Annotated in this window: 17 protein-coding genes; 2 read left to right on the top strand and 15 right to left on the bottom strand. The window is 35.3% G+C overall.

The genetic code is table 11. The features are described from left to right. Positions 1–6 precede the first annotated feature (6 nt). From ACZ42G_RS08935 to ACZ42G_RS08990, 12 genes are all read right to left on the bottom strand, one after another. Positions 7–852: a prephenate dehydrogenase gene (locus ACZ42G_RS08935; protein WP_014758491.1), complete on the bottom strand. Its 846-nt coding sequence runs from the start codon at positions 850–852 to the stop codon at positions 7–9. Then, positions 849–1,865, bottom strand: coding sequence for a 3-deoxy-7-phosphoheptulonate synthase (aroF, locus tag ACZ42G_RS08940; protein ID WP_464850139.1), 1,017 nt, complete (start codon positions 1,863–1,865; stop codon positions 849–851). Before aroF ends, ACZ42G_RS08935 begins: the two co-directional genes overlap by 4 nt. A gap of 24 nt (positions 1,866–1,889) precedes the next feature. Next, complete coding sequence (pheA, locus tag ACZ42G_RS08945; RefSeq protein ID WP_014758489.1) at positions 1,890–2,714, bottom strand: prephenate dehydratase; 825 nt, start codon at positions 2,712–2,714, stop codon at positions 1,890–1,892. A 72-nt stretch (positions 2,715–2,786) separates the two neighbouring features. After that, positions 2,787–3,857, bottom strand: coding sequence for a 3-dehydroquinate synthase (gene aroB / locus ACZ42G_RS08950; RefSeq protein WP_464850140.1), 1,071 nt, complete (start codon positions 3,855–3,857; stop codon positions 2,787–2,789). Positions 3,858–4,016: 159 nt separating this feature from the next. Further along, complete coding sequence (gene sdaAA / locus ACZ42G_RS08955; RefSeq protein ID WP_464852146.1) at positions 4,017–4,892, bottom strand: L-serine ammonia-lyase, iron-sulfur-dependent, subunit alpha; 876 nt, start codon at positions 4,890–4,892, stop codon at positions 4,017–4,019. A 20-nt stretch (positions 4,893–4,912) separates the two neighbouring features. After that, the gene (gene sdaAB, locus ACZ42G_RS08960; RefSeq protein ID WP_085112129.1) at positions 4,913–5,599 is read right to left on the bottom strand and encodes an L-serine ammonia-lyase, iron-sulfur-dependent subunit beta; all 687 of its coding nucleotides are present in this window, start codon (positions 5,597–5,599) and stop codon (positions 4,913–4,915) included. Then, positions 5,599–7,398: an oligoendopeptidase F gene (gene pepF / locus ACZ42G_RS08965; protein WP_085112130.1), complete on the bottom strand. Its 1,800-nt coding sequence runs from the start codon at positions 7,396–7,398 to the stop codon at positions 5,599–5,601. The genes sdaAB and pepF overlap by 1 nt, the downstream gene beginning before the upstream one ends. Positions 7,399–7,411: 13 nt before the next feature. Then, positions 7,412–7,639 carry a hypothetical protein gene (locus ACZ42G_RS08970; protein WP_085112131.1) on the bottom strand — a complete coding sequence of 76 codons (228 nt, stop codon included), beginning with the start codon at positions 7,637–7,639 and terminating at the stop codon, positions 7,412–7,414. Further along, positions 7,636–8,265: a cyclase family protein gene (locus ACZ42G_RS08975; protein WP_085112132.1), complete on the bottom strand. Its 630-nt coding sequence runs from the start codon at positions 8,263–8,265 to the stop codon at positions 7,636–7,638. Before ACZ42G_RS08975 ends, ACZ42G_RS08970 begins: the two co-directional genes overlap by 4 nt. Then, complete coding sequence (zwf, locus tag ACZ42G_RS08980) at positions 8,252–9,730, bottom strand: glucose-6-phosphate dehydrogenase (protein ID WP_464850141.1); 1,479 nt, start codon at positions 9,728–9,730, stop codon at positions 8,252–8,254. The genes ACZ42G_RS08975 and zwf overlap by 14 nt, the downstream gene beginning before the upstream one ends. A 228-nt stretch (positions 9,731–9,958) precedes the next feature. Then, positions 9,959–10,270, bottom strand: a complete 312-nt coding sequence (locus tag ACZ42G_RS08985; protein WP_085112134.1) for a hypothetical protein — start codon at positions 10,268–10,270, stop codon at positions 9,959–9,961. A 63-nt stretch (positions 10,271–10,333) separates the two neighbouring features. Continuing rightward, complete coding sequence (locus ACZ42G_RS08990) at positions 10,334–11,512, bottom strand: FprA family A-type flavoprotein (protein WP_085112135.1); 1,179 nt, start codon at positions 11,510–11,512, stop codon at positions 10,334–10,336. Positions 11,513–11,625: 113 nt separating this feature from the next. On the opposite strand from ACZ42G_RS08990, the gene ACZ42G_RS08995 reads away from it, so the two are divergent. Beyond that, complete coding sequence (locus ACZ42G_RS08995; RefSeq protein ID WP_464850144.1) at positions 11,626–12,981, top strand: hypothetical protein; 1,356 nt, start codon at positions 11,626–11,628, stop codon at positions 12,979–12,981. Between the two features lie 27 nt (positions 12,982–13,008). Here ACZ42G_RS08995 and sspI read toward each other — a convergent pair whose 3' ends face one another. Further along, positions 13,009–13,209 (bottom strand): small acid-soluble spore protein SspI, encoded by a 201-nt coding sequence (sspI, locus tag ACZ42G_RS09000; RefSeq protein WP_085112137.1) that lies wholly within the window; start codon positions 13,207–13,209, stop codon positions 13,009–13,011. Between the two features lie 75 nt (positions 13,210–13,284). After that, entirely contained in the window at positions 13,285–13,557 is a 273-nt protein-coding gene (locus ACZ42G_RS09005; RefSeq protein ID WP_085112138.1) for a pro-sigmaK processing inhibitor BofA family protein, read from the bottom strand. A 143-nt stretch (positions 13,558–13,700) separates the two neighbouring features. Between ACZ42G_RS09005 and ACZ42G_RS09010 the strand changes: the two genes are divergently transcribed. Next, a complete protein-coding gene (locus tag ACZ42G_RS09010) occupies positions 13,701–14,507 on the top strand; it encodes an undecaprenyl-diphosphate phosphatase (protein WP_085112139.1) in 807 nt (268 codons plus the stop codon). A 38-nt stretch (positions 14,508–14,545) separates the two neighbouring features. On the opposite strand, the gene ACZ42G_RS09015 is transcribed toward ACZ42G_RS09010, so the two are convergent. Continuing rightward, positions 14,546–15,067 (bottom strand): O-acetyl-ADP-ribose deacetylase, encoded by a 522-nt coding sequence (locus ACZ42G_RS09015; RefSeq protein WP_464850146.1) that lies wholly within the window; start codon positions 15,065–15,067, stop codon positions 14,546–14,548. Positions 15,068–15,132 lie beyond the last annotated feature (65 nt).

Genomic DNA, 15,132 nt, shown 5'->3' on the forward strand with positions numbered 1-15,132 from the left:
CCAAAGTCAAGAAGCTATGCTTTTTCTGATTTCTCTGGCTGAATCAAAAAATTCACACAGTGATTTTATATCGTCACAATCAAGGCTAAATAAAAATTCGTTTAAAAGATTTTCATAATCCATTATCAGCTTTTTTATCACGTCTTTATTATTCAAAATAATATCCTTCCACATCTCAGTCTGGGACATTGATATTCTCGTAGAATCTTTAAAGCCACCGGCAGCGAATTTTATAGCATCTGCGTCTTCTCTATATGCAAAATTAGTCAATGCTGCCGATAAGATATGCGGTACATGGCTCACAATACCTACTATCTTATCATGTGAATAGCTGTCTACAAGTATAGGATTAGCACCAATTTTTTTAATGATTTCATCGACAAAAATCTCTACCACATTGTCTGGTGTTTTTTCGTCGGGAATTATAAAATAATTGCTTCCAAAAAAGAGTTCAGAACTACTTGAGGAAAATCCACACTTTTCAGAGCCTGCCATAGGATGACCGCCTATAAAGAATTTATCTTTCGGCAATATACCCTTTACCGCATCCATTATCGTTTTTTTTGTGCTTCCAACATCAGTTATCACACAGCCGTCCTTTAAATGAGGAAGCATTTCTTCTATGCAATTTATGACTGCACCAACAGGAGTGCACACAAACACAACATCAGCATCTATTTTCATGTCAAGCTTTTTTAAACCATCATCAATTATTCCTTCCATTAAAGCTTCCTCTATATAATCATCTTTAACGTCTATGCCTATTATGCCTAAATTCGTATATTTTCTTATGGCTTTGGCCAGAGAACCTCCTATAAGACCCAATCCTATGATAGCCACTTTTTTGATCATTTAAAATCACGTCCTATAGCAGTTGCTACATTAGATATTTCTTCTGCCAAAACTCTAAATTCGTCTGGCGTCAATGACTGGGCACCGTCTGATAAAGCATTTTTAGGATCGGGATGAACTTCAATTATGAGGCCATCTGCTCCGGCAGCTATTGCAGCTTTAGCCATCGGATTTACTAAAAAAGATTTTCCTGTCCCATGGCTCGGATCGACTATTATTGGCAAGTGACTCAGTCTTTTTACAACAGGCACCGCACTTAAATCAAGGGTATTTCTTGTGTACTGCTCAAATGTCCTTATTCCTCTCTCGCAAAGTATCACATTCTTGTTACCTTCGCTTAAAATGTATTCAGCAGCATTAAGCCACTCTTCTATTGTGGCTGCGATGCCTCTCTTTAAAAGAACAGGCATGTTGGACCGACCAACTTCTTTAAGCAGCGAAAAGTTTTGCATGTTTCTCGCGCCAATTTGCAATACATCCGCATATTTAGCTACAATTTCTATGGAATAAACGTCCATAACCTCCGTGACAATTTTTAAACCCGTATACTTTTTAGCTTCATACAGCATTTCAAGTCCTTCTTTTTCAAGTCCTTGGAAAGAATATGGAGACGTGCGAGGCTTGTATGCTCCACCTCGTAAAAATTTAGCTCCAAACTTCTTAACCGCTTCTGCACTTTCAAAAAGCTGTTCTTTGCTTTCAACAGCACAAGGGCCAGCCATTATGACCACACTTTTACCGCCAACTTGGACGCCGTCTACATCTACAATCGTCGATATGGGATTAAATGTACGACTTGCAAGTTTGTATGACTCAACTATAGGTATGACTTTCTCCACACCTTCCATAAGCTCAACATTTTTATCTTTAAGCTTTTTCTTGTCTCCTATCACACCTATTACTACTCGTTCTTCTCCTTTAGAAATGTGGGGTTTTAAATCAAGAGATAATAAAAGATTTGATACATCAGAGATTTGTTTTTCTGTAGCACTTGGCTTCATAACAATTACCATTTAAAAATCCTCCATTCTACCGTTTTACATGTATTTAGGATATGAACCTAATACTTTTAAAAACTCCGTTTTACCCATCAACACACCTAATATTTTATTAATGCGATTATCGCATCTATGACCTTCAATGTCAACCCAAAACACGTATTCGCCCATCTTCTTTCTGGAAGGCCTTGATTCTATCTTGGTCATATTTACATTTTCTCTGGCAAAGACCTCTAATATCTTATAGAGGCTGCCTGGCTCATTTGGAACAGAAAATATTATGGATGTCTTGTCATACCCGGTGTATTCACAATCATTCGAGGCAAGAACGATAAACCTCGTAAAATTGTTTTTCACATCTTGTATATCCCTGTCGATTATTTGTGCACCGTAAATCTCTGCAGCCCTGGCATTGCCTATCGCTGCAGCATGGGCTTTATTCTTTATTTCAGATACGGCTTTTGCCGTGCTATCTGCAGTTATGATTTCAGCGTTAGGCAAGTTTCTCCTGATATAATCTCTGCACTGAGCAAGTGCTTGTGGATGAGAGATTATAACCTTTATTTCGTCAAAGTCCAAACTTTTGTCAGCGATAAGACAATGAGATATGGGAATGACTACCTCACCTTTTATTTTAAGACCATCGGCATCGTTTATAAGCATATCCAATGTTACATTTACAGTGCCTTCTATAGAGTTTTCTATCGGAACTAATCCCTCATCATCTTTATTAATGCTCAACATTGTAATAATGTCTGGAATTGTCTTTAACTCTTTAATGCAGTATCCTCGTTTTTGATTAATATAAAAGATAAGAGCCTGTTCAGAAAATGTGCCTTTCGGTCCAAGGTAGTAAATGTTCATGTCACACCCCCTTTAACTATTTTGTTGATATTTTAATACTTTGTTCTGTTAAAGTCAAGAAAATTCCTTTTGCTAATTCAACACATTCAATATTTCTTCTTCTAAAACATCGAAGACTTCAGCATTGCCATGTCCTACTGGCAGGACAAACTTTATCTTGCCCTCTCTATTTTTCTTATCATGCTTTATACCATCAATTATTTCATATTTATCTATATTGCCGTAATCAACAGGAAGCCCACATGAAATCAGTAAATTTTTAATGCGCAAAAGATAACTTTCATCGATGTACTTTCTGTTTAAGGCAATTTTACCAGCATAATACATTCCAATTGCAACAGCTTCACCATGAATGTACTTTTTGTACCGCGTAATTGATTCTAAGGCGTGTCCTATAGTATGCCCATAGTTTAAAATGGCTCTTATATTATTTTCTTTTTCATCTTTTGATACAACATCGCTTTTTATTTCACATGATCTTTTAATCAGATATCTCATCATATCATCATCTAAATTTAATATTTTCTCCATATTGGTTTCTAAAAAATTAAGCAATGATTCATCTTTAATTATGCCGTACTTTATTATCTCCGAAATTCCTCCTAAAACTTCCCTTCTATTTAGAGTTTTCAGTACGCTTGTATCAATGAAAACAGCCTTTGGCTGATAAAATGAGCCAACAATGTTTTTCCCCTCATCTAAATTTACTCCAACCTTACCTCCCACACTGCTGTCAACTTGCGCCAATAAAGTTGTCGGAATCTGTATAAAGTCTATACCCCTCATGTACAGCGCAGCTACAAGTCCGGCTATATCACCTACAACTCCTCCACCTAATGCTATCACAGAACTATCCCTCAATAATCCAAAGTCGAGACATTCCTCCAACAAATGTTTTACTGTGTCTAAATTTTTACTTTCTTCACCAGCTTTTATAACTAAGTGACTTGCGACAAATCCATCTTTCGATAAAGCGTCTTCAACGTTTTGAAGATATATGTTTGACACATTTGAATCAGTGATTATGATTGCCCTTCCACTTCTCAAGTGATTTCTCAAATATAGCCCAATATCACTTAAAATTCCATTTGAGATGTAAATAGGATATGAATAATTTTTTAAATTTACATTGACGATTTCCATTGGATCAACCCCCTTTAACTTTGTATCAAAATCATTATATATGCATATATTATAATAGAAAATTAAATAAATTTAAACAGTTCTACCTCTTATAGAGGTAATTACCGATTAAAAATCGGTTTTTAAAAAGGCTTTACGAATAACTCGTAAAGCCTTTCTCTATTCTCTCATATTCATTTTCAGCTTAATGCCGGTTGCAGTCTTTGCAAGCCCTCCTTCAGCCGTCTCTCTAAGTGCACAAGGCATAGCTTTCCCTACACTGTCCATTGCACTTACAACGTCATCAAAAGGAATGATGCTTTTCATGCCAGATAAAGCCAGATCAGCGCAAATCAAAGCATTTGCAGCACCAATTGCATTTCGCGTGACGCATGGAACCTCCACTAACCCTGCTACAGGATCACATACAAGTCCCAAAAGATTCATAATGGCAAAAGACGCTGCATTTAAGGCCTCGTCAGGGGAACCACCCATCAATTCAACTAAAGCAGCGGCAGCCATAGCCGACGCTGAGCCCACTTCAGCCTGACATCCTCCTTCTGCACCTGAAAGCGTAGCATTTTTTGCGATTATTATTCCAATTCCAGATGATGTAAACAAGGATTTTATCAATTCCTCATCATTTTTGCCAAATTTCCTTGCAATAGTTATCAACGCTCCCGGAATGACGCCACTGGAACCAGCAGTAGGTGCTGCAACAATTTTGCCCATCGCTGCATTTACTTCTGATACTGCAATAGCCGATGCAACAGCTTTTGAAACTGTCTCACCGCTTATTGTAAAATTATTAATTATTTTATCGTACAATCTTTTAGCATCTCCGCCGATAAAACCACCTACAGATTTTACATCTTCTTTCAAGCCTCTTTCGATAGATTTTCTCATCACATCAAGATTTGATGACATCTTTTCTATTATTACATCTCTATCATCGCCAGTCATCTCGTGCTCATAATTTATCACGACTTCCGATATAGGAATATTATATTTTTTTGTAAGCTCCAGTAATTCAAATCCACTACTAAACTGATACAACTTCTTCACCTCAGTACGTTTTATTTATGCTTTATCACACTGTCTACAACTATAGCTTTCTCTATTCCATCAATATGTTCTATTCTTACTCGCACATCTTCTGGTATGGTTTGATCTGATTCAATCACCATAATAGCCATATCCCCCTTTAACTGCCTGTACACCCTCATAAAAGCTATATTTATCATGTGCTCCGATAAGACCTTTGTCACCATTGCTATGATACCAGGTTTGTCAATATGCTTTGTAATAAGCGTCTCGTACTCTCCTGTAAACTCCACATTCATGCCGTTAATTTCTTTAAGCACAACATTGCCTCCGCCTATTGACGAACCCAATACTTCAATAACATCACCTAAATTGTTTTTTATAATCATTCTAACTGTATTAGGATGTGATGCATCCTTATCGCTTTTTACAAATGAAAATGAGATGTTTTGCTCTTTTGCCAATTCAAAAGAATTAGGCAGCCTTTCATCATCTGGGTCAAGTCCTATGATTCCGGCGACAAGCGCTTTGTCAGTGCCATGACCCTTATATGTGTTTGCAAAAGAATCATACAGTATAAACTGCACTTCTTTTACATCATCACCTGCTATTTGTCTGGCTATCTTTGCCAGCCGTGCAGCTCCTGCTGTATGTGAACTGCTGGGACCAATCATGACAGGTCCCATTATATCAAAAACGCTGTACTCTCTCAAATTCATCACCTGTCCAAAAGTCTTTCCATTTCATCTAATACATTCTCAAATACATTTAAAGCATCTAAAATCGGCTTCTTTGTTGTAAGATCTACACCAGCTTTTTTTAAGATATTAAGTGGATAATCTGAACCACCGCTTTTTAAAAATTCTATATATCTTTTTACCGCATCATCCCCTTCATTTAAAATCATCTGCGACAATGCAACAGCAGCGGAAAATCCTGTAGCATATTTGTAGACATAAAAGCTTGAATAAAAATGCGGTATCCTTTCCCATTCATAATCGATCTCATCGTCTACTATTATATCATTTCCGTAATAAAATTGATTAAGTTTATGATACTTTTGGCACAATTTTTCTGCAGTCAGCGCTTCACCTTTCTCAGCTTCTTCATGGGTATACTTTTCAAATTCAGCAAACATAACCTGCCTAAATATTGTTCCTTTAAACTGTTCAAGATAATGGTTTAATAGATACAACTTCTCGTTTTTGTCTCTTGCATTTTTTAAAAGGTAGTCTATTAAAATAGATTCATTGCAAGTAGATGCGACTTCTGCAACAAATATCTTATAGTGAGAATTGATGTATTTCTGAGCTTTGTCAGAATAATACGTATGAAGTGAATGCCCCATCTCATGAGCAATGGTGAAAACATCATCCAATTTACCTTGAAAGTTCAGAAGCACAAATGGATGCACGCCATAAGTTCCCCATGAATACGCTCCAGATGTCTTGCCTCTATTCTCATAGACATCTATCCAACGGCTATCAAAGCCTTCCTTTAAGATGCTTACATACTCATTACCCAATGGCTCTAAAGCTTTTAGCACTATGTCTTTGGCTTCTTCGTATTCATATTCTTTGTCAAAGTCAGCAACTAATGGCACATAAAGATCGTACATATGCAGCTCATCAAGTTTCAACATCTTTTTTCTAAGAGAAACATATCTGTGTAATAGATTAATCTTTTCATGTATAGCTTCTATCAAATTGTCGTAAACAGATACAGGGACATTGTCATCAAAAAGCGAAGCTTCCAAAGATGTACTATAATTTCTTATCTTTGAATAGAATACATCTTTCTTAACATTGGAATCTGTCATGGCTGCGTACGTATTGGCAAAATTTTTGTAGACGCTGTAAAGTGATTCAAAGGCCTTCTTTCTGACATTCCTATCTTTACTGCTTATGTATTTAATATAATTTCCATGCGTCAGCTCCACCAAATCCCCATCTTCATCTTCAATAGAAGGAAATCTGATGTCGGCATTATCCAGCATTTTGAATATATTCTCAGGAGAGTGTGCCATGACTTCACTTTCTGCCAATATCATCTCTTCTTTGTCTGAAAGGGTATGAGGCTTATACCTTAATAAATTCTCCAGAAAATGCCTATAATCTATGAAATCATCATTATCCTCAATACAGCTTTTCAAGACTTTTTCATCCATCGATAAAATCTCTGGAGCAATAAAAGAAGCTGCACTAGATGCCTCAATATTAATTCTCATAGCTTTATCTGTCAATGCTTGATATTTGCCATTGCCATTGTCTTCGTCTCTCTTCATCCTGGCATACACAAAAAGCTTCTCTATAATCATCTGCAAGGCATCATTTAGCTTAAGAACATTTAAAAGGGATTCTGCATCTTTAATCTTGCCTTTAAAGTCTGACAATTGCCTTATGATTTCCTTGGCTTTGTCAAAATCGTCATTCCACTCTTTATCGCTTTCATATATGTCTTCCAGTTTCCACTTGTACTTGTCGTCGATGTCTTTTCGATCTTTCAACTTCTTATCCATATTAACCTCCAAATTAGATACTTTCTTTAAATTTTAATTTTTTAATCATGTGTTTTTTATTCAAAGCGTTTTTAAAAGCATCTGAATAATCTTGCCCCGCTTTGAAATTTTCAACGAATTCCAACATTGTACTTTCACCATATTTGTCTATAAGTATATTAGATATTTCCTGGATATTGTCCAAATCAACCTCAGAATTGCCAACAATACAATTGCCTATATTGTACATGTTGACTTTCATTTTTTATCGTCCTCTATCAAAAGCGCTCTGGTAGGTGCAGCTTCTGCACCATCTACTTTTAAAGGAGCAGCAATCAATGTATATTTTCCTTCTCTTACGTCTTTTAACCTTAATCCTTCAAGTATAGTTATTCCGTTTCCAAGTAAAGTCTTATGGGTTTCGTGGTTTGGCTGTGCTCTTTCTATTCCAAGTCCATCTGTTCCAACTCCTATTACTTTCTTTTCCTTCAAATACTCAGCTCCGCTTGCATCTAAGAAAATGAAATTAAAGTTGAAACTATCTTCATAAGAATTTTTCGTCTTTAAAAGTACAAATTCTCCGCTTTCTATTTCCTTCTCTTTCAAATCATCTGCAGTTATCTTATCATCTACGTTGGTAAAATCAAGAACTTTGCATTTTGAAACAGCTTTTGTTATATCAAAATGGTCGATCGTATCACCGCCTTCTATCATGTGAAGAGGCGCATCGAAATGAGTACCTGTGTGCATATCCATACATATCCTGGATTCATGCACGCTGTCATTGGGAAAATCGCTGGTTACAATCAATTCAGGTTTTTTCTCAGGTTTGTTTTTGTAAACCTGCATATTCTTATTGATATTCATCGAAACATCATATATTTTCATCGTAAAAACCTCCTATATTCCACCACTTAAAATTATCTCTAAGAAGTAATTCATCAGCATCATAAGGTCCCCATGTTCCTGGCTTGTAGTTAGGAAACTTTGGTTTATTGTTTTTCCAGACCTCAGCTATTTTGTCTACATACCTCCATGAATACTCAACTTCATCCCATCTCGTAAAAAGAGTAGAATCTCCTCGCAGCGCGTCATAAATCAATCTTTCATAAGCTTCTGGTGAATTCATGCCAACTTGGCAATTTTGACAAAAATCCATTCGTACCGGTATCACCTTATTTAAAGTACCAGGTCTTTTCGCATTAAACTGCAAAAAAACGCCTTCTTCAGGTTGTATCTTAATGACCAGCAGGTCTGGCATAAGTCCACCATACTCTTTAAAATACAAAACGCCTGGGAGAGGTTTAAACTGTATTATTATTTCAGTGGATTTTACTGGCAATTTTTTACCTGTTCTTATGTAGAAAGGTACACCGGCCCATCTAAAATTGTCTACAAAGACTTTAATTGCAGCAAATGTCTCTGTATCGGAATCAGGTGATACTCTATCCTCGTTCCTATAACCTTCATACTGACCTCTCACTGCATTTTTCAATACAAGATCCGGCGTTAACTCCTTAAGAGATTTTAACACCTTCACTTTTTCATCATGGATAGAATCAGTAGTAAGATCAATAGGCGGTTCCATGGCAGTCAGCGTCAAAAGCTGCAACATGTGATTTTGAATCATGTCTCTTAGCGCACCAGCTTTTTCATAGTATCCACCTCTATTTTCTACGCCAACCGTCTCACTGGAGGATATCTGCACATTGTCTATGTATTTGTTGTTCCAAACTGGCTCAAAAAACACATTGGCAAACCTGATTACCATTATGTTTTGCAACATTTCTTTGCCTAAATAGTGGTCTATGCGATACGTGTTTTTTTCAGTAAAAACATCAGTTATCTTTTTGTTTAAATAAACTGCAGAATTCAAATCCTTGCCAAATGGTTTTTCTATCATGACTCTTTGCCACGATTTTTCATTCTCTGCCATTCCATGTTGATGTAACTTTTCAACGATGAGTTCAAAATACTCAGGAGCTACCGCCAAGTAATAAATTCTATTTCCGTTTGTTTGATATTTGTCATCAAGCGCTCTCAAAAAATCTTTAAGTCTTGAGTATCCATCATCATCATGAAACTCAAACTTTTGATAGTATATTCTATCTCTTAAATTTTTCCAAAGCTCATCATCTATTTTAATTCTCGAAAATTTCTTAATAGATTCGTATACTTCATTGCGATAAATCTCATCCGTCTTATCACGCCTTCCAACCGAAACGACGCAAAAATTTTCTGGAAGGCTTTTTTCATAAAGCAAATTGTAAACAGCGGGCATCAACTTTCTATGAGTTAAGTCTCCTGTGCCACCAAAAATAACCATAACACTGGATATATTATCTGTTGCCATAATATCACCTTCTTTCATTTAATGTCTTAAATTTTAACCATTTCTATACATTATAATAACTCAGAAACAGCATTTTTTAAAATAACTTTCAAAAAATTTCTATCATTAATAATTATTATTTATTAATATATTTTTCTTAATAGATATTATACTACTTTTTTATAATTATTGAAATAAAGAAACGTCAATAATCATCTTAAAATGAAAAAATAGGAGCATTAAAGCTCCTTACCGTATAGTTAAATACACATTCAACAATCTTTTTATTTCATCACACACACCATCGTCAGCCTGTATCATTATGTTGTTGCCGTCTATCTTATATTCAAAACCAGTATATCCTTTGTTTAGTAAATACTCTTTTACTGCGTTAACACCACCATCGCCGTTTGCAACAAGCACTTTTTTACCCACAAAGTCACCATTAACGTACACATTTAATGCATCCTGTGATTTCTTTAAAAGTGAATCTTCTTCATAAGTTGTCATAGCGCTAATAATGCCTGGAGCTATGGTATTTTGTCCGTTTAAATTTATCATGAAATCACCTCACAGGATATTCTATACACAAATCTGCTATTATATTCTTCTATGATACATTAATTATTTAATGTTTGCTTCTTTATGTTTTTTAACTATATTATCTGCTAATTCATCTAAAAGCTTATAATCTTCTTCTTTTGGAAGACCTTTTATAAATACTGGCGGTATCACTTCAACTTTTAGGTTTGTAATCATGCTGGACAATTGGTCAATAGTTTTTCCGCCCCAACTGTATGACCCAACAATTGATAAAAATTTAGTTTTTGGCTTTAAGGCATTTGCGAGATATGTAGCATAAATCACCTGTGGGTGTGCCCCAGTCAAAACCGTCGGCGTGCCTACGACTATTGTGGCAGCGTCAACTAATGACATAGCAAGTTCACCTAAATCTGTAACTGTTAAATCATATGGTTTTACAACGACACCTTTTTGTGAAAGAACAGCAGTCAAATAATCTACCATTGCTTTTACAGAACCGTGCATTGTAACATACGGTATAACAACTATATTCTTCGGTTCGTCGTATACCCAGCTATTGTACGCATCAAAAATGAATTGTGGTCTATTGTAAACCGGACCATGGGATGGAGCTATGTAATCTATTTTTAAATCTTTTATCTTTTCAAGATTTTTTGCCACAAAGTTTCTAAAAGGCATCATTATTTCTGCATAGTATCGCTTTGCAGAATTATAAACATGGCATTCATCTTCTGCAAAAAGCTTCGATGTAGCCAAATGTGAACCTAAAAAATCACATGTAAACAGGATATTGTCTTCTTCAAGATATGTAAACATGGTCTCAGGCCAATGTACCCATGGGGCATGAATAAACCTAAGAGTCTTTCCTCCAAGAGATACAGTTTCATTGTCTTCTACAGTTATTATCTTGTCTTCAGAAATATGTAGAAGATCCATTAAAAAGGCCTTTGCTTTCGGAGTGCATATAACTTTTGCATCAGGATACTTTTCTAAAACAAAAGGAATTCCACCAGAATGGTCCTGTTCGGAATGATTTGATACAATATAGTCTATCTTTTGTACATCTTTCAATTGATCCATAAGCACTTCTATTTTCATAGGATCAACTGTGTCTATCAAAGCTATCTTTTCACTGCCTTCTATGAGATAAGCATTATAGCTTGTCCCGTCAGGAAGTGGAATAAGAGAGTCAAACAATCTCCTTTCAAAATGGACTGCACCAATTTTTGTTACACCATCTTTAAGCTGCATTGGTTTCATTTTAACTACCTCCTTATCGAATATTTTATCATATTTTTAATAATTTTACCAAACTCAACGCAAAATATGTAATTGAAGCGAGTAAATAAAAACGTAAAAAATGAGGTGTTACAATGGTAAATATAACAACAACACATATTGTCTACTTAATTTCAATACTTGTAATATTTTTATTTATGGTCTTTCGAAAAGACATAATTTTGCCTTGTATTGTGGGCATATTTGCCGTAGCAATGTCACAGACTAAAAACGTATTGAAATCTATTGAAATTTTGTATTCTTCTGTATTTGTATCCGGAAAAGAGCTTTGGCAGGTAATACTTATCATTTCCCTGATTATTGCCATGTCACGTGCACTTGATGATATAGGCGCAGATGTTGTCATAGCAAAGCCATTATTGAGATTTCTAAGCTCTCCAAGTAAAACATTTTGGATCGTGGGCATAGTGATGATGGTTTTATCTCTTTTCTTGTGGCCGTCACCTGCTGTTGGTTTAATAGGTGCTGTCTTAATCGGGCCTGTTTTGAAATCAGGCTTTGATGAATTGAGTTTTGCATCCTTAGTAACCATATTCGGATTTGGAGCTGCTTTATCAGGAGATTTTTTTATACAAGGTGTTCCATCTGTAACAGCTAAAACATTAGGAATACCTACATCAAAATTAATTTTAAGTAGCATACCAGTATGGGGTGTAACATCTCTCATCACAATAGTTTTCTTTTATTTTGTTACAATGAAAAATTTAAAAGACAATAAGCAAAAAGAAAATAATTACAACAATGATTTAGATGGAAAGAAAATATACAGGGAAAGTTACATTATTTCATTTGTCGCTGTACTCTTTTTTGCCATCGATACTTTTTTAATGTACATTTTAAAAATCAAAGGAAATGCGGCAACGGCATTAATCGGCGGCACTGCAATAATCGTACTTTTAGCTTCAACAATCGTACAAAAAGATTTCTTAAACAAGACAAGAGACTACTTGAAAAATGGTTTCTTGTCTGGAATCAAAACATTTGCTCCAATCATATTGATAAGTGCTTTTTTCTTTTTAGGAGAGTTGACAACTGCAAAAGAGGTCATAGGTCCAGATGCGAAAGGATATCTCATGGATCTCGGCATTTACCTTTCAAAGCACATTCCTTTAAATAAATACACTGTAGCATTGATGCAGCTTTTAATAGGAATACTGACAGGACTATCAGGCTCAGGATTTTCTGGGCTACCTTTGGTAGGTGCACTTTCTAAAACTTTTGCTCATACGCTTAATATAAATTCATCAATATTGGCTTCATTAGGTGAAATAACCTGTATATGGGTTGGTGGTGGCACCATAATCCCTTGGAGCGTGGTACCTGTAACTGCAGTCATTAAGGTGGACCCTGATGCGATAGTCAAAAGAAATCTGCTTTCGGTAATCGTAGGTTTGACTTGCGGTTACATAGTAACGGTATTGCTACTATAAAATAAAGGGTATCAACCAAGATACCCTTTATGATATTCCTCTCATTATGTAATCCATCACGTTGTTTTTCTCATTATCATTCATTTTCTCCCATGCTGCTTCAAAAATTATGCCAAGACCAGGTATGGCATTCTCCTCCTTTGCATCTACAGCTTCTTGTATAAATCCTTTAATATCGTCTTTTGAACGATTTTTTAAATTGTCAAGGATGATCTTTCTTATATCCATTTCAATACCTCCTTCGTACTTATTATTCCAAATCAAATCAACAATATTAGTCATAAAAAAATAACCCCAATAGGGTTAAAAAGAAATTTTAAATAGATACTTCAAAATCAGCAATACAATTATTCCTGGTATGCCAAAAACACCTGCAACAAAAGCATTTATTATGTTTAAATGCAATGTTAAGCCAAAAATCGAGCCAAAAAAATTAAAAATCAAAAGAAAAATATAGCCAATTATAGAATTTATGACAAATTTAAAAAGTATTTTTATAGACTTTCCAAAAAGCCAAACTATAAATGCAAGTATTATGATTCCTATTGCAAACGAAAAAAAGCCTGGCAAAAGCACAAAACCACCTCACAACATAATTATACACCTATTATATCATATTAAAAATAGATTAGAACACATAAAGACATGTTGAATTAAACTTAAAGTTAATATAAAATTAAATAGTGTTTAACAAATAAATAGTAAGGAGTCGGTATCTTATGATTCTTTTAATCAAAGCTTTTATACTTGGTATCGTAGAAGGCTTGACTGAATTTCTGCCTGTATCTTCAACAGGCCATCTGATCATCGTTGGGGATTTATTAAACTTTAAAGGTGCCTATGCCACAATGTTTGAAGTGGTCATACAACTAGGTGCTATACTTGCCATCGTATATTATTACAGAGAAAAAATATGGAATTCTCTTAAAAATCTAGCACCTAATAAATGGGGATTCAGATTATGGCTTAAGATCGTCATCGCTTTCATTCCATCAGCAATTTTAGGACTTCTGCTAAATGATTTTATCGATAAACATTTATTCTCACCTTTTACAGTATCAATAGCACTTGTGATAGGTGCAATAATGATGATTATTGTAGAAAACGCATTTTCCAACTATAAAATCGATGACATGGATAAAGTAACCCCAAAAAAGTCTTTTTGGATTGGAGTTGCACAATGTATGTCCCTATTCCCCGGTATGTCAAGATCGGCATCGACGATTATGGGTGGCATGATGGCAGGGCTATCAGTAAAGGCTGCTGCAGAGTTTTCATTTTTCTTGGCTATACCCACAATGTTTGGTGCTACAGTCGTATCACTTCATAAAGGAATAGCTACAATGACATCTATAGAATGGGAAGCTTTAGCAGTAGGTTTTATAATGTCATTTATAGTTGCCTTGATAGTTGTCGACAAATTTCTGTCGTACCTTAAAAGTCATCCATTAAGACCTTTCGCTTACTACAGATTGATAGTAGGAATAATCATGATAGGACTTGTGTTGACAAACATAGTAAAATAAGAATTTTTTAGCAGGCCAATATCTGGTCTGCTTTTAATTTATAATTCATCATAAGCCTTTGAATATACATCATAATCATTATCACTATAAAGGACAAATCTCACTTCTTTGATTTGACTTTTGTCAAGGTAATCAGACACTGCCCTTAAAGCAATTTTTGCAGCCCTTTCAACAGGAAATCCATAAGCGCCTGTGCTTATAGACGGAAAGGCAATTGTCTTTAAATTGTATTTATCAGCTATTTTCAAACTCTCTATGTATGCGCTGGCTAATAAGTTGTCCTCGTCATTATTCCCATCTTTCCAAATTGGGCCGACCGCATGTATAACGTAGCTTGCTTTTAGATTACCTCCGTGTGTTATTACAGCTTTTCCGGTTGGACAACCACCTTCTCTATCTCTTATTTCTCTGCATTCTTCATCTATGACTTTCCCGCCAGCTCTATGTATAGCACCATCTACACCGCCACCACCTAAAAGACCAGAATTGGCAGCATTTACAATTGCATCAACCTCTTGATCTGTTATATCACCTTTAAGAAGCTTTATTTTTTCTTTCACACTATCACCTCGTCAATATTCACAATAAGCAAGTTTTGAAAATACATTCATAGTATACATGAAAA

The organism is Thermoanaerobacterium calidifontis (assembly GCF_055381745.1).